The following is a 16,243-nucleotide window of genomic DNA, read 5'->3' as shown; positions in this document are numbered from 1 at the left end:
AGGTTCAAGCCGTCTGCGTGGCCACACCGGCCGATTCAAAGCTCGCCATTTCTGCCAGCACCGCGCAGGACGACTGCAACAGCGGCCACGCCAACGCAGCGCCCGAACCCTCGCCCAGGCGCAGGCCCAGGTCCAGCAGCGGTTCGGCCTGCATTTGCGCCAGCATGAGGCTGTGGCCGCGCTCGCCCGAGCGGTGCGCAAACACGCAGCGCTGCAGCACCGCAGGCTGCAGACGGCTGGCTACCAGCACGGCAGCGCTGGTGATAAAGCCATCCACCACAATCACGCGCCGCTCAAGCGCTGCCTGCAACACAGCGCCCACCAGCGTGGCCACCTCATAGCCGCCCAGCGCGGCCAATGCGGCCAGCGGCGTGGTGGCCTCGGCATTCGCGTCCAGCGCCTGCTGCAACACGGCGCGTTTGCGCTCGATGCCTGCAGCATCCAGGCCCGTGCCAGCGCCCGTGACGTCCGCCAGGGGCAGGCCCGCCAGGCGCGCCAGCAGCAGCGATGCGACCGAGGTGTTGGCAATGCCCATCTCGCCGAGCAGCAGCACATTGCCGGGCACGACGCGCACCACCTCTATACCGTTGGTGATCGCTTGAGCGCATTGCTCCGCAGTCATGGCTGGGCCGACCGACGCGTCGGCCGTGCCGGGCGCCACCTTGCGCAGCAGCAACTGGGGCGCGCCCGGGGCGGCATCGCGCGGCGCGATGGGCTTGGCCACGCCGCAGTCCACCACGGTGAGGGCCAGGCCGTGTTGGCGAGCCAGCACGCTCACGGCAGCGCCACCGGCCAGAAAGTTCTCCACCATCTGCCAGGTCACGTCACTGGGGAAGGCCGACACCCCCTTGGCCGCCAGGCCATGGTCGCCCGCGCACACCAGCATTTGCGGCTGCAGCAGCGCGGGGGCCTCGGTGCCCAGCACCTGGCCGATGCGCAGGGCCAGCGACTCCAGCCGACCCAGTGAACCGAGCGGTTTGGTCTTGTTGTCGAGCAGGTGCTGCAGACGGGCGGTCAACGGAGCGTCGGAAATATCGGCGATGGCGGGGACGGTGAACTGGGCCAGGGAGTGCATGGTGTGTGAGACAACAGAATGAAAAAGGAAACAGGAAGGGCTGAAGGCCGTGGGCAACAGCACTCAGGCGGTGGCCGGATCTGGGGCGATCAACGCCCGCAGCGCACCGGGCACAAAGCTGGCGTCCGCCATGCGGGCCAGCCCTTCAAACACCGCATCGAGCGTGGGCACGGGCGCCGCACCCACACGGCCAAACAGGGCCTGCAGCGCAGCAGGGTCTTCCAGCAAGCCATGCAGGTACACACCCAGCACGTTGCCTGCCGGGTTCTGCCAGGCGATGCCGGGGATGACCTCGCGCGCCACATCGCCCTTGGCAGCCATGGCCGGGTGCTGGGCGGTCTGGCCGTGGTGGATTTCGTAGCCCGTGACAGACACACCCGCCAGCGCAGCCCAGGCCCCCAACACCGCACCAAAATGCGCCTGGGTGCGTTGCACGGTCTTGGCAACCTCGAAGGTGGTGACCAGCGGCAGCAGGCCCAGGCCCGGCGCATTGCCGTCGATGCCTGCGGTGTCAATCAGCGCCTCGCCCAGCATCTGCAGGCCGCCACACACGCCCAGCACCGTGCCGCCCTGCTCCGCGTGATGGGCAACAGCCTGGTCCAGCCCTTGCGCGCGCAGCCAGGCTAGGTCGGAGGCGGTGGCCTTGGAGCCGGGCAACACCACCCAATCGGTGGGCTTCAACCCGCCCAGGTCGGCCGGGCTGCGCGCCCACAGCAGGCGCACGCCGGGCACGTTCTTGAGCGGCTGGAACTCGTCGAGGTTGCTGATGCGCGGGTAGGCCACCACGGCCACCGTGGTGTGCACCGCGCCCGCTGACAACGTGCGGTCATCGAACACGCCGTCTTCCTCGGGCAGGCCGTGGCGCCATTGCATGGGGATGGTGGCCACAGTGGGCACGCCGGTCAGGTCTTGCAGCATCTGCGGCGCAGGGGCCAGCAGGCTGGCATCACCGCGAAACTTGTTGAGCACAAAGCCATGGATCAGCGCGCGCTCGTCCTCGGGCAGCAGTGCCCAGGTGCCGTACAGGTGGGCGAACGCGCCGCCCCGGTCGATGTCCGTCACCAGCAGGCAGCGCGCATCGGCATGGCGGGCCACGCGCATGTTGACGATGTCGCTGGCATGCAGGTTGATCTCTGCGGGCGAACCTGCGCCCTCGATCACCACCACGTCGTTCTCGGCACGCAGTGCATCCAGCGCAGCCGCGATCTGCGGCCACACCTTTTCGCTGCGGCCGCGCCAGGGCATGGCGGTCAGCTCGGCGCTCACCTGCCCCATCAGCACGACCTGGCTGTGCGTGTCGGCCTCGGGCTTGAGCAGCAGCGGGTTCATGCGCACCTCAGGCTCGGCACGCGCAGCCAGGGCCTGGAAATACTGGGCGCTGCCGATTTCACCCATCACACCCGCAGGGCCAGGCACCACACGTGCGTTGTTGCTCATGTTCTGCGCCTTGAACGGCGCGACCTTGAGGCCCAGGTTGCTGTAGTAACGGCACAGCGCCGTGGTGAGCCAGCTTTTGCCCGCGCCGCTGGTAGTGCCCAGCACCATCACACAACGGGCCAATTGGGGAGCAGAGTTTTCAGTCAAGGCAGTGGGCGGACCATGCGGTCCATGATGTGTTCAAGTGCTGCAGCCGCATCGGTGCAGCGGCCCGTGTGCACGGGCGAGGTCTGGATGATGGCGCTGCGTTTGGCGGTGAGCCAGTGAAAGCGCTGGCGGTACGGCAGGCGCGCAATGGGGCCACAGCCTTCGTCGCCCGCACAGATGGCCACGATGGCGGCCAGGTGGCGGCGCACGGCGTCAATGTCGGCGTGCGGGTCCATGGCCAGCAGGCGCGCCTCGTCGAGCGCGATGGCAGCCTGGAGAAAGCCGGTGCGCTGGCACGAGAGGATCACGCCCGCGTTGATGAATTCCTCGCGCTCCACGCGCGGCACCACGCGCACGATGGCGTAGTCGTACACCTCAGGCGCGTGCATCGACGGCCTCCTTCAACGCATTCACCCAGATGGCGCGCCCAGCCAGACGGGCGCAGAAGTAGTCCACATAGGCCTGGCGGTGGGTGGCGGCGGCGGTCAGCAGACCTTCTTCGTGGTCGGCACCGGCCAGCAACAAGAACTCATCGGGCACCTCGGCCAGGATGCCCGCCACCACCTCGGGCGTGAGGCGCGCGGCCAGCTCGGCATCCACCTGCGCGAGCAGCGTGGCCCGGGCCAGCAGCACATGGTCGGCAATGGGCGCAAAAGGTTTGGCGGGCAGGGCCACCGTGCCGTTCCAGGCGTGGTGAAAGGTCAGCGCCGCACCGTGGTCGATGAGCCAGGGCTGGCGGTGCCACATCAGCAGATTGGTGTTGCGCGCGGTGCGGTCCACATTGCCCACCAAGGCATCGAACCACACGAGGCGCGAGGCAAAATCATCCGACACGACATCCACCGCCGGGTCGAAATTGAGCGCGCCCGACAGGTAATCCAGCCCCACGTTCAGGCCACCGCTGGCGCGCACCAGGTCCTGGATCTCCGGGTCGGGCTCGGTCTGCGCCAGGGCGGGGTCGAGCAGGGCCAGCACGATGTCGGGCACGGGCAGGCCCAGCGCACGGGCGATGCCACCCGCGATCATTTCAGCCAGCAGGGCGCGCACGCCCTGCCCTGCGCCACGGAACTTGAGCACGTAGGTGCCCAGGTCGTCGCCTTCGACGATGGCGGGCATGGAGCCACCTTCACGCAGCGGCGTGACGTAGCGATTGACGGTGATGGTTCTCACAAGGTCTCCCTCGATCCGATGGAATGCGGGATGGTACGGCCCGGCAGCGCCTGCCATGCGGCCTGCAGCGCATCTTGTGCCGCGGGCGCCAGCACCCCCAGGCGCACGGTGCCGTGGAGGCCGAACGACGTCGCATCCCGCAGCTTGATGCCGCTGGCTCGCAGCGCGGCCAGATCGCTTTGCAACGTGTTGGTGGCGGGCTGCGCGCAGAAATAGTTGGCCAGGCTGCCGGCGTGCAAGGCCCAGCCCAGGTCGATACACAGAGCCTGCTGGCGAGCCTTCCAGTCGCGCAGGGTGCGCAGGCTGTGCACCAGCCATTGCTGCACGGTGGCCTGCGTCCACGCCTGCAGCAGTGCCACGCCGTGGGCACCCACGGGCCAGGAAGACGCCAGGGCCGTCAGTCCCAGCGCCTGCTCTTCACAGTCTGGCGGCGCAATCGCATAGGCGGCACGTACACCCGTCAGCCCCAGGGCCTTGTTGGGGGTCCAGAGCTGCCAGCAGGCCGATGGCAGGTACGGCTGCGGTGCGCCGGTCCATGCGCCCTCGGGGTCCAACCTCAGGGGGACATACGCGCAGTCGAGCACACGCCAGGCAGCAGCATCGCCCGGCCGCCAAGCGCCCAGCGCGGGATCTTCCAGCCCCAAAGGGCTCGACGGCTCGCACGCCCATTGCAAACCCGCCGCGGCACCACCGCTGCGCAGCACATCCAGCCCCCGCACCTGCGCAGCCTGAGCATAGTCGCCATAGCTGTGCGGCGGCACCGCCACCTGCACTGCGCCCTGCTGTGCGGCCAGCGCAGTGGTGCGGTGGATGAACTCGCTGGCACTGGCCGCCAGCACGATGCGCCCTGGCGATACACCGTGGAAGGCGCCCAGTGCCTCGCGCAGCGCCGTGTAGGCCGGGTCAGGGTAGCGCGTGGCATCGGCCGACTGGAGGGCGCGCAGCGCCTCCGGGCAGGGCCCGCAGGCGTTGCTGTTGGTCGAAAAATCAAACACCGGGATGCCCGCAGCGTCCGGCCCACCATGCAATTGCACAGGCAAGCAAAAAGGACCTGGGAATGTCATGCATGCACCCAGGCAAAGGCAACCAGGACCAGCAGCTGAAGGGCAGCCGCCACCGGCACCATCGCCAGCACCACCTGCGTGCCCAGGCGCGCGGCACGCCGCGTATCGAGTGGCCCAACCCGGTGGCCCTTGCTGTGCAGCGTGTACACACCCGGCTTGGCCAGGCGCACGTTCAACGCCAGTGCCATGGCCGCCATGGGCCAGCCGCTGTTGGGGGATGGCGTCTTGCGCGCCTGGCGGGCGAGAGTGGAAAAAGGCAGGCCCTTGGCGACCACCGACAACAACAAGGCGGTGATGCGTGCAGGCACCCACGACAGCACGTCGTCCGCCCGCGCCGCCCACTTGCCCGCCCATTGCCAGTACCGCCCGCCGCGCATGCCCGGGTAACCCCACATGGCATCGGCCGTATTGGCAAAGCGGTACAGCGCAGCGCCCGGCAGGCCCAGCAGCGCAAACCAGAACAACGGCGCCACCACGGAGTCGTTGAGGTTCTCGGCCAGCGACTCGATGGCCGATTCGCGCACTTGAACGGCGGTGAGCGCGCTTACATCCCGGCTCACCAGCCGGGCCAGCTGCGCACGCCCGGCAGGCAGCGATTGGCCTAGCGCCACCTCCACCGCCAGCACTTCATCGTGCAGCATGCGCCAGGCCAGCAGGGGCTTGAGCAGCAGTGCCAGCAACGCCGCCGCCACAAAACCGTGCAGCATCAGCACCAGCTTCTGCGCCGCCCAACCGAGTATAAAAACAATAGCAGCCAGCGCACACCAGACAAGCGCTGCGCGCCAAAATAGCTTGAAATCTCGGGCCACTGGCATCCGGGGCGCCAAGCGCTCACCCCACCACTGCAGCGCCCGCCCCATCCAGACCACCGGGTGCCAGGCAGCGGGCGGCTCGCCCAGCCACCAGTCCACCGCCAGCGCCAGCAGCGGCACGCCGATCCACACCGCCACCATGGGCCAGCCCCCGGCGGGTGTGAGCAACAAAAGCCAGTGGTCGGACACGGCGGCCTCACTAATCTTCGATGCCGCGCTGCGCGGGAATGCCCGCCTTGAACGCGTGCTTGATCAGCTGCATCTCGGTCACGGTGTCGGCCAGCTCAATGATCTCGGGCGGGCAGCGACGGCCGGTGAGGCACACGTGCACGTCCTTGGGGCGATCGCGCAGGGTCTGCAACACGCCGTCGAGCGGCAGCCAGCCGTAGATCAGCGGGTAGGTGATCTCGTCCAGCACCACCAGGAAATGCTCGCCCGACAGGATGGCGGCGCGCGCCTTTTCCCAGCCGTCGCGCGCGAGCTGGGCCGAGTGCTCCAGGTCTTTGCTCTTCCAGCTGAAGCCGTCGCCCAGCCCCTCGATGGGCAGGCCAATCTGCTCGAACATGCGGTGCTCGCCAAAACGCGCGGTGGGCACCTTCATGAACTGGAAGATCTTCACAGCCTTGCCCCGGCCATGGGCGCGCAGCGCCAGGCCAAAGGCGGCCGTGCTTTTGCCCTTGCCGTCGCCGGTGTTGACGATGATGAGGCCCCGGCGTTCGCCCTCGGGCTTTTCGTAGCGTTTTTCGGTCGGCGGGGTTTCGATCTGCATGGTGTCGATTCTTTCAGAGAGGCCAGGCATCACACGCCGGCCGGTTGCAACGGGGAAGACAACGAGGACGGACGGCGCGCCTGCCACGCGGCGCCCGCCATCGCCACCAGGGCCATGACCAGCAGGGCCACGATGCCGGCCATGCGCTCCACGGGGCTGGGCTCGGTGGCGCTGTCAGAAGGGGCTGGCTCGGGCTGCCGCTCCAGCAACACGCCCATGGTAGGCACGGCGGGCGCGGAGGGTGGTGCTTCTGCCTGGGCGGGCGGCGCGGGCAGGTCAGCGGCGGCGGGCGCAGGCTGTGGCGCTGCCAGGGCTGGCGACTGCGGCGCGGCAATGGCCATACCAGCAGGCGGGGTCAGCTCTACGGACTCACCACGAGCAGCTCGCTCCACCCAGCGGCGCACGCTGGGCAGCTCGGCCGCCAGCGGCGCGGCACGCGTCAGCTCCTGGTACATCTGCGCCAGTTGTTTTTGCGTGTCGGCATCGGCCTGCCAGTAGCCCTGGCGCTGCGCCTGCACCAGGCGCTCCAGCGACTGGGCATAGGCCTGCGGGTGTTCCTTGAGCCACTCGGGCAGGCCCAGCTGGTGCTTGTCGCGCACCAGCACGTCATAAAAGCTTTGCCAATGGTCGCTGCGCACCGTGTCGGGCGCGACGGCCTGCCAGCCCCAGGCGAACTGCACGGCCTTGAGCACCTGCAGCGTGCCCGAATAGCCCTCGGCCTTCTGCGCCTGGAGCCAGCCCGGGTGCAGGTAGCGCGACTGCATCTCCAGCGCAATGGCGCGCTGTGCAGTTTCGGTGGTGGGCTCGCTTACATCCTGCAGCTGGGCCACATGCAACTCCAGCCCCTGCGGGCGCCCGGCCACGCGGGCGGCCGCCGACAGACCGCCCAGGTACTGGAACGGGTCGTCCGAGCTGACCATGGCATACAGATGCGAGCTGCGCGACAGGATGGCGGCATCGGTGCGGCGCAGGTGGGCACCCAATGCCTGGGCCGCCACACCGCCCGCCACGCCGGTCACGGGCTCGCCCTCCAGATATGGCTGGCTCATGCGTTCGAGGAACATCTGGCCCAGGCGCGCATCGTTGGTTTGCAAGCCGTCGCTTTGCACCGCGTCCGACAGGCCGGTGCCATAGTCGCCCACCGCATTGCCGAACGAGCGCACGCGCGCCAGTTGCTCGGCCTGCGCGCGGGGCACGCCCTGCTTGCGCAGCTCCTGGCCGATCTGCGCGGTGTTGCGCGCGATCACATTGCCGGGCTCGGCCGTGGCGGCCTGGGCCACCGCACGGTCCAGCAAGCCCATCAGCGCGGGGAACTGGTCGCGGTAGGAGCCGGTGATGCTCATGAGCACATCGACGCGCGGGCGCTTGAGCTCATCGGCGGCAATGGTCTCCACGCGCACCGGGCGGCCCGAGTCGTCCCACACCGGGCGCATGCCCAGCGCCACAAGCGCCTGCGCTTCCATGATGCCCTGGTGGCGCAGCGTTTCGCCCGCCCACAGCGACAGCGCCATACGCTCTGGCGCCCGGCCGCCGTGGCGCGCCTGGTAGTCCTTGAACCAGTCGTTGAACAGCGTCTGCGCCACCGCATAGGCCTGGCGCGTGGGCAGGCGGCTCGGGTCCAGCCCCGTGAGGTTGCGGCCCGTGGGCAGGCTGTCGGGGTTGCGGATGGGATCGCCGCCGTAAGCAGCGGGCCGGTAGCGCCCTTCCAGCGCAGCCAGCAAGCCGGGTAGCTCGCCCTCCGTGGCCAGCAGGCGCTCCAGCTCTTGCGCGCGCTGTGCCAGTTGCAGCAGCGCTGACGTATCGATGGGCTTGCGTGCTGCACGGTTAGGAACGTAGTCGTCCGCGCGGACCAGGCTGTCCTGGGCACCGGCGTCAGGCAGCGTGGGGCGCAGGTCCAGCACGCTGGCAGCCTCGACGTCCTTCAAGGCCACCTCCAGCCAGCGCGCGGGGCGCGCTGCCAGCACCGCATCGTGCTTGATGAGAAAAGCCTCATCGATGTCCTCGCCCAGCGCCTCGATCAGCGGCTTGCGCAGCGCCTGCAGAATGGTCTCGCGCCGCTGCTCGGGCGCGGGCACGCGGCCGAACACGGCCAGGCCCTTGGGCTGCGAACTTTGTGCGAGCTGGTCCAGGTAGGGGTGCAGGATTTCAAGAAAGCCGCTGAAATCGGCCGCGATGCGCCCGGCGCTCCAGCCCAGGTCGCGGTGCAACTGGTGCTCCACAAACTGCGCCACCAGCTGCTTTTCGAGCGCGCGGCGCGTGGGGCCTTCGTCCACCGTTTCCCACTCGTGCATCACCTCGTGCATGTGGGCCATGCGCGCCTCGAAGCCTGCCGGGGCGAACACGGGCGTGCGGTGGCTCACCAGCACGGCGCGGCCCCGGCGCTTGGCCGTGAGGGCCTCGCCCAGGTTGTCCACGATGTAGGGATAGACCACGGGCAGATCGCCCAGGGGCAGCAGCGCGTCGTCGTGCACATCGAGCGCGCGCGCCTTGCCACCGGCCCATTCCTGCGTGCCGTGCGTGCCGAAGTGGATGAGCGCATCGGCCTCCAGCTGCGCCCACAGATACACCGCGAGGTAGTGGTGCGACAACGGCGCCTTGGACTTGTGCATGAACGGGTTCTGGCCCAGGCGCAGCGTTTCTTCGCGCGGGGGCTGGGGCAATACCGAGAGCTTGCCCACCTGCAGACGCGGGATGGCGAACACTTTTTCGCCCTGCCACTCGACCACGTAGCGGCTCTTTTCGGGCGCGCCCCAGTGCGCGTTCATGCGCTCGCGCACGGCCTTTGGCAGCGTGGCCAGGTGCTGCTCATAACGCACCAGTGGCAGCGCGGCGGCCTGTCCGTTTTGCAGCAGCGCGCGCACATCAGCACCGGGGTAGTAGGCGGCCAGCAGCGGCTTGAGCCCGTCGATCCAGCCCTGCTCGGGCACCTGCTGCGTGCGGTAGCCTGCCTGGGCCAGGCCGCCCGACACCTGCTCCAGGCTGCGCGGCACGTTGAGGAACGAGGCACCGAAGTTGGTGCCGCCCGGCGGGTAGTTGTAGACCATGGCCACCAGGCGCTTGTCTGCTGCCGGTTTGGTCTGCAGCGCGATCAGGCGCCGTGCCTTGGCGGCCACGGCCTGGGCCTGGCGTTCGATGAGGCGGAAGTCCCGGCCCTCGGCGCCGTGGGCGGCGACCAGGATGGGATCGATGGCGCCTGCCGCCTCGGGCTGCGCCAGATAGAACGGCACATCGGAGAGCGACAGGCCCGTATCGCTGGCATCCCACGCAGCGGCATCGCCCGCGCGGTAAGGCTGCGTGCCCAGCAGGGGCACGCCCCAGCGGGCCAACAGCGGCTGCAGCGCAGCGGCCTGGGACACGAGCTGGTGCAGCACCAGGGCCGAGGCATGCAGGCGGCCGGGGCCGCTGCCTCCTTCAGTGGGCAGCTCCAGCACCTCGGCCAGCGTCTGCGCCGTGACCTGCTGGCCAAAGGCCGCATAAGCGAACAGACCCTGCTGGCGGAAGGTGCGCAGCCAGGCATCGAGCCACTCGGTACTGCCATCCACAAAATGGTGGCGGTGCACCAGCACGGCCACGGCGGGCAGGCTGCGCAGCGCGGGCTGGCCCTGGCGCCAGGCCTCCAGCGCTGCGGCGTTGGGCAGCAGGCGGGGCGCGTCGGGGTGGTAGATACCCCGGGGGGGCAGGATGTCGGGCGCGGGCAAAGCAGGCATGGCAGCACCCGCCACGGTGGCACGCGCCAGGGCAATGGCGTTCTTCAGGTTGCGCGGGCCACCGGCCTGCAGGTAGGCCACCATACGGGCAGGCGCATCCAGCGCAGACAGGTCGACGGCGGGCGTGCCCGCAGGCACCCAGACCACGCGGCCAAGGGTGCGCACAGCACGCGCATCGAGTTGCGGCCCCGCCATGCGGCGCAAGCGCGCCTCCACGCTGGCATGCGGTGCATCCACCCACACCATGGCGGCGCCTGCCAGTGCGCGCTCCAGCTTCTGGGCCTGGGCCGCGTCGAGCACCGCCGGGCCGGCCAGCGGGTAATCGATGTGCACAAAGCCCAGGCCCGCGTCGGAGGCCAGGCGCTGCACCATGGCCGTGCGCGGGGCGGTGGTGATGTCGGAGGTGAGCCACAGCAGCACGGGCGCAGACTGCGCGGCCTGCACCAGCGGCGCAGCCAGCAGCAGGCACCACAGTGCCGCGCGCAAGATCAGTGCCTTCATGGCTTGGCGGGTGCCGGCGTGGCGGAGCCACCCGCGCCACCGGCCGAAGCGCTGGCAGGAGCAGCGCCCGTTTCAGGGATGTAGACGATATTGCCGTCTTCGAGCTTGTAGGCCACGCCCGCACGCACGCCCTGCCCTTGCGCCGCGCTGCCTGCACCCTTGAAGCGCACTTCCTTGCCCTGCTCGCGCACCACCACTTCCATGTCGGGCTGGCCCGCATTGCGGATGATGGTCACGCTTTCATTGGCACTCGTCTGCCTTTGCACGGCCACGGCCGTGAGCAGTGCCACCACCAGCACCAGGAACACGTCCACCAGGTTCACGGCGGACAGCATCGGGTCGTCGTCGTCCTCAGCCAGGACGCTCAGGTGCTTCAGCGTCATTGCGCCACCCCGCGCTCCTTGCGCACCACCAGCAGTTCGGCCAGCAGCCAGCGGCGGCGCACCGAGTACACCACCAGGCCCACCGACGCAGCCGCCAGCGCCAGCACCACGCCCGCAAAGGCGCCGCTGAAAACGGCCAGCGCCTGCTGGCCGTTGCCCGCGGCCACGCTTTGCAGCGCGGGGCCCAGCGGGATCATCGTGGCGATCAGCCCCAGCATGGGCGACAGGCGGCTGAGCAGGCGCACGGGCTCCACCTGGCGCACCAATTGCAGCTCCAGCTCTTCCATCGACAAGCCCGGCGCCACACGCAGCGAGCGGTACTGCGGCTGGCGCCAGCGTTGCCATGCCTCCATGAGCGTGGCGCCGCCCGACCACAGCGCGTAGACAAACGCCAGCCCCACCAGCACCAGCACGGGCCAGAGCAACGACTGCGCAACCTGCGAAAAACCCGATTCGATGTTCATGCTTGCACGTCCTTCATTCCTTGGTTGTTGTTCTTGCGTTGCAGCGATGGCAGCGCCATCCACATGCCATCCAGATGCCGCACGTGGATGCGGTGGTCAAACACGCTCTCCAGCGCGGCGTGGATATCGGGCGCATCGCATGCGCCCTGGTGCAGCACGCGGCCCTCCGCCATCACCACCATGTCATCGGCCTGCAGCGCCAGCGACACCTCGTGCAGCACGCTGACCACCGTGCTTCCCCCATCGACCAGCGCGCGCATGGTGTGCAGCCAGTCCGTCTGATGGGGTGGATCGAGGTTGGCCAGGGGCTCGTCCATCAGCAGCACCTGCGCCTGCACGGCCAGGGCGCGGGCCAGCAGCACGCGCTGGCGCTCGCCGCCCGACAGCTGCGACAGCGGGCGGTGGCGCCAGTCCCAGGCCTGCGTGGTGCGCAGCGCCTGCTCGACGGCCGCGTGGTCGGCCGCGCCCGGCGGCGCCAGCCAGGCCTGGTGCGGCAGGCGGCCCAGCATGGCCACGTCGTAGCTCGTGAGGTCATCGGCCGAGCTTTCGTTCTGGCCCAGCCAGGCAAGTTGCCGGGCACGTTCGCGCGCCGGAATCTGCGTGAGGGGACGACCCAGCAGCAACACTTCACCCTGCACCGCAGCGCGCGGCAGCAAGCCCGCCAGCACCTTGAGCAAGGTGGACTTGCCCGCGCCGTTGGGGCCGACGATGCTGGTCCAGCGCCCGGCGGGCAGTTGCAGGTCAATGCCCTGCAATATCAAGCGATTTCCGATGCTGGCGCTTATCTGGCAAGCGCTGATAGCTACTGAATTCATAGCACACCACCTTGCGACGTACGCCGGTGCATGAGCCACAGCAGGTAGGTTCCGCCCAGCGCCGCCGTGAGCACGCCCACCGGCAGCTCCTGCGGCGCCAGAAGCCAGCGCGCCAGGATGTCGGCCGCCAGCAGCAGCACGGCGCCCATCAGGCTTGCGAGCACGATGTGCCGCTCGTGCGTTACGCGCACGATGGAGCGCACCAGGTGCGGCGCGGCCAGACCCACAAACGCGATGAGCCCAGTTTGTGCCACCGCTGTGCCCGTGGCCAGCGCCATGGCGGCCACCAGACCGACGCGCATGGGCATGAGCGGCAGGCCCAGGCTGGCCGCCGTGGCCTCGCCCAGCGTGAGGCCATCCAGCGCGCGTGCCAGCATCCATGCGACCACCGAGCACAGCCCCCAGGCCACGGCCATGAGCACACAAGCCATCCAGCCCACAAAGGCCGTGCTGCCCAGCGTGAACGCCTGCATGGCCTGCAGGATGTCGGGCGAGGCCAGCTCCACCAGGTCGCGCAGCGCGCCCAACACCACGCCCACAATCACGCCCGCCAGCAGCAGGCGCAGCGTGTGCTGCACGCCTTTGGCCAACAGCAGAGTGAGCACCACCGCCCCCGCCGCGCCCAAAAATGCCATGCCCGTGATGCCGATGCGCGCCAGCCACTGCGCCGCCACCGGCGACACGCCGAACAGCGCCATCGCCACGGCACCACCCAGCGCGGCGCCCGAGGCGCTGCCCAGCAGGTACGGGTCGGCCAGCGGGTTGCGGAACAGGCCCTGCGCCACCGCGCCCGATAGGCCCAGCAGCGCACCCGCCAGCCACGCGCCCAGCGTGCGCGGCAGGCGGATGTCCCACACGATCTGCCAGGCCACGGGGTCGCCGTACATGCGCAGCACGCTGTCAAAACCCGTGCTGCCGACGCTGGCGCCACACACGGCCAGCATCACGCTGGCCAGCAGCAGCCACGCGGTGCACCAGGCCGCACGGCGGATGGCAGAGCCTGTTGGCAGATCGGCGTGGACGCTGCTCATGAAGCCTTGTCCGCAATGCAGCGAGCCATGATGCGCGCTGCCTCGGCCATGCGCGGCCCGGGGCGCACCACCACATCAGAGTCGCCGGGGCCGAACACACAGAGCCGGTTCTCGCGGATGGCTCGCATGGTGGCCCAGCCGGGGTAAGGCACCATGGCCTGCATGCTGCGGTTGCCGATCATGATGATGTCGGGGTTGGCGCGCACCACGAACTCGGGGTTCAGGCGCGGAAACGGGCCCAGCGATGCGGGCACCACATTGCGCACCCCCAGCCGGGTGAGGGATTCGCCAATGAACGAGGCCTCGCCTGCCGCATAAGGCCCACGGCTCACTTCAAAATACACGCGTGCGTTCTTTGCCTTGGGCGGCAGCGATTGCGCCGCTGCCAACACGCCCGCGTCGATCACGCGCCAGAGGCGGTCGGAGCCCTGCGCGCGGGGCACGCCCAGCAGGTCGCTCACGGTGCCCAGCACGCGGCGCACATCGGCGTGGGTCTTGGGCTCCAGTTGCACCACCGTGAGGCCCAGCGCCTCCAGCCGGTCGCTGGCGCGGGAGCTAGCGGACATGAGCACCACGTCGGGCTTGAGCGCTACGATGGCCTCGATGCTCGGGTCCAGCCCGCCGCCCACCTTGGGCAGCTTGGCAATCACGGCCTCCGGCCAGTTGGAATAGCGGTCTACCCCCACGAGCCGGTGGCATTGCTCCAGCTCGCACACGCTTTCGGTCAACGAGGGCAGCAGGCTCACGATGCGCTGCGGCGGACGGGGCAGCGAGACCTCGCGGCCCTTGTCGTCCTTGATGTGCACGGGCTGTGCACGCGCCAGGCCAGCCATGAGCAGGCCCAGCGCAATCACGATGGCGATCACCCAAAGGATGCGGCGCACGGGGGTGGGTTTCATCAGCGAGGTTCTTTCAAGGTAAGCGGCAGGCCAGCCGCCATGAGCGTCACGCGGGGGCACACCTGCGCCACCTGCTGGTTGAGCGTGCCGAGTGCATCCACAAAAGCGCGCACCTCGCGCCCCATTGGGATAACCCCCAGGCCAATTTCGTTGCCCACCAGAACAACGGGGCCGGGGGATTTCCGAACCGCTACCAAAAACATAGCTGCTTGCGCTTGCCAATCAAGCGCCAGAGCCTGTTTTTGTTCACAACTCATGGATTCCACACCCACGGGCATGGTCCAGTGGGTGAGCCACAGCGTGAGGCAGTCCACCATCACCAGGGTTTGTGGGGTGCTGTACAACGCCACGGCAGCGGCCACGTCGTGCGGCTCTTCCACGGTTTGCAGGCCAGGCACGCGCTCGGCACGGTCGCGCTGGTGGCGGGCGATGCGCTCGCGCATCTCGTCGTCCCAGGCCTGCCCCGTGGCGATCAGCACGGCGCGGTGGTCGCTCGATTGCGCCATCCAGTCGCGTGCCAGCAGCTCAGCGCGGCGGGATTTGCCGCTTTTCTGACCGCCCAGGATGAGTTCGGTGGTGATGGAGTGCGAGACGGAAGTCATGCTTTGCTCTCACCGCCCAGCAGATGCGCCACCGCCTCTGGACTCGAAGGGAACCACGCATGGAAGTAGCTGGCATGGATGCTGCCCTGCTGGTACAACGCTTCACCCGCATCCGGCGCAACCGCCTCGTTGGGCCGCGCCGTGCGGGCCACCACGGGGGCGCTGCTGTCGCTGGTCGAATAGTGGAAGGTGTGGCCGCGCAGCGTGTGCCCTGCCACGGTCAGCTGCTGCGGCCCGAGCGCCGCCAGGCGCTTTTGCATGGTCACACGGCCGGGCAGCAAACCCCACAGTGGAGCCGTGCTGCCATCGGCCAGGGTGATGGATTCAAACAGCGCCATCATGCCGCCGCACTCGGCCCACAGCGGTTTACCTGCGGCCACATGGGCGCGCAGGCTGGCTTGCATCCCGGTGTTGGCCGCGATCTTCGCGGTGTGCAGCTCGGGGTAACCGCCGGGCAGCCACACCGCGTCGCAATCGGGCAGCACCGCATCGTGCAAGGGCGAGAAGAACACCACGCGCGCGCCCATCTGCTCCAAGCATTGCACGTTAGCAGCGTAGATGAAGCAGAACGCCGCATCACGCCCCACGGCCACCGTACGGCCTGCGAGCAAAGCAGGCACGGCAACCGTGGATGCAGGCGCCGGAAAGTCCACGGCCCAGCGCTGCAGGTCCTCCAGCGTCATTTGGCCCAGCGGCGTAGCAGCCAGCGCATCGGCCGCTGCGTCCAGCCGCTGCAGGCTGTCGTCCAGCTCGTGCGCGGCCACCAGGCCCAGGTGGCGCTCGGGCAGCAGCGCCGCACCGGCCTTGGCGGCTAAAGGCGCATTGCCTGGCTGCACCCGCATCAGCGCGCCCATCCAGTCGTCGGCATCTTGCAAGCCGTCACGCAACATGTCGGCATGGCGCGCGCTGCCTACGCGGTTGGCCAGCACCCCCGCCCAGGGCAGGCCCGGCCGGTAGTGGCGCAGGCCATAGGCCAGCGCGCCAAACGTGCCCGCCATGGCCGAGGCATCGACCACCGCCAGCACCGGCACACCAAAGTGCCGGGCCAGGTCGGCCGCGCTGGGGCTGCCGTCAAACAGGCCCATCACGCCTTCGATGAGGATCAGGTCCGACTCGACGGCGGCGTCGTGCAGTCGCTGCGCGCAGTCGGCCTCACCGTTCATCCACAAATCGAGCTGGTGCACCGGCGCCCCGCTGGCCAGCAGGTGCCAGTGCGGGTCCAGAAAATCCGGCCCGCACTTGAAAACCCGCACCCGCCGGCCCTGGCGCGCATGCAGGCGCGCCAGGGCGGCAGTGACGGTGGTCTTGCCCTGCCCGGAAGCCGGGGCGGCAATCAGCAACGCGGGGCACCTGGTCATTTCAGTCAC

Annotated in this window: 15 protein-coding genes; all 15 read right to left on the bottom strand. The window is 69.1% G+C overall.

The features are described 5' to 3' along the window. Positions 1 to 4: 4 nt before the first annotated feature. The 15 genes from cobT to LPA35_RS01475 all read right to left on the bottom strand — a co-directional run bounded on the left by cobT (position 5) and on the right by LPA35_RS01475 (position 16,234). Positions 5 to 1,075, bottom strand: coding sequence for a nicotinate-nucleotide--dimethylbenzimidazole phosphoribosyltransferase (cobT, locus tag LPA35_RS01545; RefSeq protein WP_121506907.1), 1,071 nt, complete (start codon positions 1,073 to 1,075; stop codon positions 5 to 7). A gap of 63 nt (positions 1,076 to 1,138) precedes the next feature. After that, complete coding sequence (locus LPA35_RS01540; RefSeq protein WP_228895915.1) at positions 1,139 to 2,620, bottom strand: cobyric acid synthase; 1,482 nt, start codon at positions 2,618 to 2,620, stop codon at positions 1,139 to 1,141. Positions 2,621 to 2,655: 35 nt separating this feature from the next. Beyond that, a complete protein-coding gene (locus tag LPA35_RS01535) occupies positions 2,656 to 3,048 on the bottom strand; it encodes a DUF3037 domain-containing protein (protein WP_056064330.1) in 393 nt (130 codons plus the stop codon). Continuing rightward, complete coding sequence (locus LPA35_RS01530) at positions 3,035 to 3,829, bottom strand: HipA family kinase (RefSeq protein ID WP_228894614.1); 795 nt, start codon at positions 3,827 to 3,829, stop codon at positions 3,035 to 3,037. The genes LPA35_RS01535 and LPA35_RS01530 overlap by 14 nt, the downstream gene beginning before the upstream one ends. Further along, positions 3,826 to 4,893, bottom strand: coding sequence for an aminotransferase class I/II-fold pyridoxal phosphate-dependent enzyme (locus tag LPA35_RS01525; RefSeq protein WP_228894613.1), 1,068 nt, complete (start codon positions 4,891 to 4,893; stop codon positions 3,826 to 3,828). The genes LPA35_RS01530 and LPA35_RS01525 overlap by 4 nt, the downstream gene beginning before the upstream one ends. Then, on the bottom strand, positions 4,890 to 5,846 hold the full coding sequence (gene cbiB / locus LPA35_RS01520; RefSeq protein ID WP_228895907.1) for an adenosylcobinamide-phosphate synthase CbiB: 957 nt from the start codon (positions 5,844 to 5,846) through the stop codon (positions 4,890 to 4,892). Before cbiB ends, LPA35_RS01525 begins: the two co-directional genes overlap by 4 nt. A gap of 58 nt (positions 5,847 to 5,904) precedes the next feature. Further along, the gene (cobO, locus tag LPA35_RS01515) at positions 5,905 to 6,474 is read right to left on the bottom strand and encodes a cob(I)yrinic acid a,c-diamide adenosyltransferase (RefSeq protein ID WP_121508745.1); all 570 of its coding nucleotides are present in this window, start codon (positions 6,472 to 6,474) and stop codon (positions 5,905 to 5,907) included. 29 nt (positions 6,475 to 6,503) lie between these two features. Then, the gene (cobN, locus tag LPA35_RS01510; RefSeq protein WP_228894610.1) at positions 6,504 to 10,682 is read right to left on the bottom strand and encodes a cobaltochelatase subunit CobN; all 4,179 of its coding nucleotides are present in this window, start codon (positions 10,680 to 10,682) and stop codon (positions 6,504 to 6,506) included. After that, on the bottom strand, positions 10,679 to 11,065 hold the full coding sequence (locus LPA35_RS01505; protein ID WP_228894609.1) for a DUF2149 domain-containing protein: 387 nt from the start codon (positions 11,063 to 11,065) through the stop codon (positions 10,679 to 10,681). Before LPA35_RS01505 ends, cobN begins: the two co-directional genes overlap by 4 nt. After that, positions 11,062 to 11,529, bottom strand: coding sequence for a hypothetical protein (locus tag LPA35_RS01500; protein ID WP_008906167.1), 468 nt, complete (start codon positions 11,527 to 11,529; stop codon positions 11,062 to 11,064). The genes LPA35_RS01505 and LPA35_RS01500 overlap by 4 nt, the downstream gene beginning before the upstream one ends. Beyond that, positions 11,526 to 12,344: an ABC transporter ATP-binding protein gene (locus LPA35_RS01495; protein ID WP_228894607.1), complete on the bottom strand. Its 819-nt coding sequence runs from the start codon at positions 12,342 to 12,344 to the stop codon at positions 11,526 to 11,528. Before LPA35_RS01495 ends, LPA35_RS01500 begins: the two co-directional genes overlap by 4 nt. After that, positions 12,341 to 13,375 carry an iron ABC transporter permease gene (locus LPA35_RS01490; RefSeq protein ID WP_228894606.1) on the bottom strand — a complete coding sequence of 345 codons (1,035 nt, stop codon included), beginning with the start codon at positions 13,373 to 13,375 and terminating at the stop codon, positions 12,341 to 12,343. Before LPA35_RS01490 ends, LPA35_RS01495 begins: the two co-directional genes overlap by 4 nt. Beyond that, positions 13,372 to 14,274, bottom strand: a complete 903-nt coding sequence (locus LPA35_RS01485) for an ABC transporter substrate-binding protein (protein WP_228894604.1) — start codon at positions 14,272 to 14,274, stop codon at positions 13,372 to 13,374. The genes LPA35_RS01490 and LPA35_RS01485 overlap by 4 nt, the downstream gene beginning before the upstream one ends. Then, on the bottom strand, positions 14,274 to 14,876 hold the full coding sequence (locus LPA35_RS01480; protein ID WP_228894602.1) for a bifunctional adenosylcobinamide kinase/adenosylcobinamide-phosphate guanylyltransferase: 603 nt from the start codon (positions 14,874 to 14,876) through the stop codon (positions 14,274 to 14,276). Before LPA35_RS01480 ends, LPA35_RS01485 begins: the two co-directional genes overlap by 1 nt. Further along, positions 14,873 to 16,234 carry a cobyrinate a,c-diamide synthase gene (locus LPA35_RS01475; RefSeq protein ID WP_228894600.1) on the bottom strand — a complete coding sequence of 454 codons (1,362 nt, stop codon included), beginning with the start codon at positions 16,232 to 16,234 and terminating at the stop codon, positions 14,873 to 14,875. Before LPA35_RS01475 ends, LPA35_RS01480 begins: the two co-directional genes overlap by 4 nt. Positions 16,235 to 16,243: the final 9 nt, after the last annotated feature.

It is taken from the genome of Acidovorax sp. Leaf73 (genome assembly GCF_916855635.1).
GTDB classification, from domain to species: Bacteria; Pseudomonadota; Gammaproteobacteria; order Burkholderiales; family Burkholderiaceae_C; genus Acidovorax; species Acidovorax facilis.
This window is presented reverse-complemented; position numbering and strand designations above follow the sequence as displayed.

Bases quoted from the DNA above. Each gene is read 5' to 3' on its own strand.
- LPA35_RS01475 (WP_228894600.1), bottom strand. From the start codon at position 16,234: ATGACCAGGTGCCCCGCGTTGCTGATTGCCGCCCCGGCTTCCGGGCAG.
- LPA35_RS01490 (WP_228894606.1), bottom strand. From the start codon at position 13,375: ATGAGCAGCGTCCACGCCGATCTGCCAACAGGCTCTGCCATCCGCCGT.
- cbiB (WP_228895907.1), bottom strand. From the start codon at position 5,846: ATGGTGGCGGTGTGGATCGGCGTGCCGCTGCTGGCGCTGGCGGTGGAC.
- cobT (WP_121506907.1), bottom strand. From the start codon at position 1,075: ATGCACTCCCTGGCCCAGTTCACCGTCCCCGCCATCGCCGATATTTCC.
- LPA35_RS01495 (WP_228894607.1), bottom strand. From the start codon at position 12,344: ATGAATTCAGTAGCTATCAGCGCTTGCCAGATAAGCGCCAGCATCGGA.
- LPA35_RS01540 (WP_228895915.1), bottom strand. From the start codon at position 2,620: ATGGTGCTGGGCACTACCAGCGGCGCGGGCAAAAGCTGGCTCACCACG.
- LPA35_RS01480 (WP_228894602.1), bottom strand. From the start codon at position 14,876: ATGACTTCCGTCTCGCACTCCATCACCACCGAACTCATCCTGGGCGGT.
- cobN (WP_228894610.1), bottom strand. From the start codon at position 10,682: ATGAAGGCACTGATCTTGCGCGCGGCACTGTGGTGCCTGCTGCTGGCT.
- LPA35_RS01505 (WP_228894609.1), bottom strand. From the start codon at position 11,065: ATGACGCTGAAGCACCTGAGCGTCCTGGCTGAGGACGACGACGACCCG.
- LPA35_RS01535 (WP_056064330.1), bottom strand. From the start codon at position 3,048: ATGCACGCGCCTGAGGTGTACGACTACGCCATCGTGCGCGTGGTGCCG.
- LPA35_RS01525 (WP_228894613.1), bottom strand. From the start codon at position 4,893: ATGACATTCCCAGGTCCTTTTTGCTTGCCTGTGCAATTGCATGGTGGG.
- LPA35_RS01500 (WP_008906167.1), bottom strand. From the start codon at position 11,529: ATGAACATCGAATCGGGTTTTTCGCAGGTTGCGCAGTCGTTGCTCTGG.
- LPA35_RS01485 (WP_228894604.1), bottom strand. From the start codon at position 14,274: ATGAAACCCACCCCCGTGCGCCGCATCCTTTGGGTGATCGCCATCGTG.
- cobO (WP_121508745.1), bottom strand. From the start codon at position 6,474: ATGCAGATCGAAACCCCGCCGACCGAAAAACGCTACGAAAAGCCCGAG.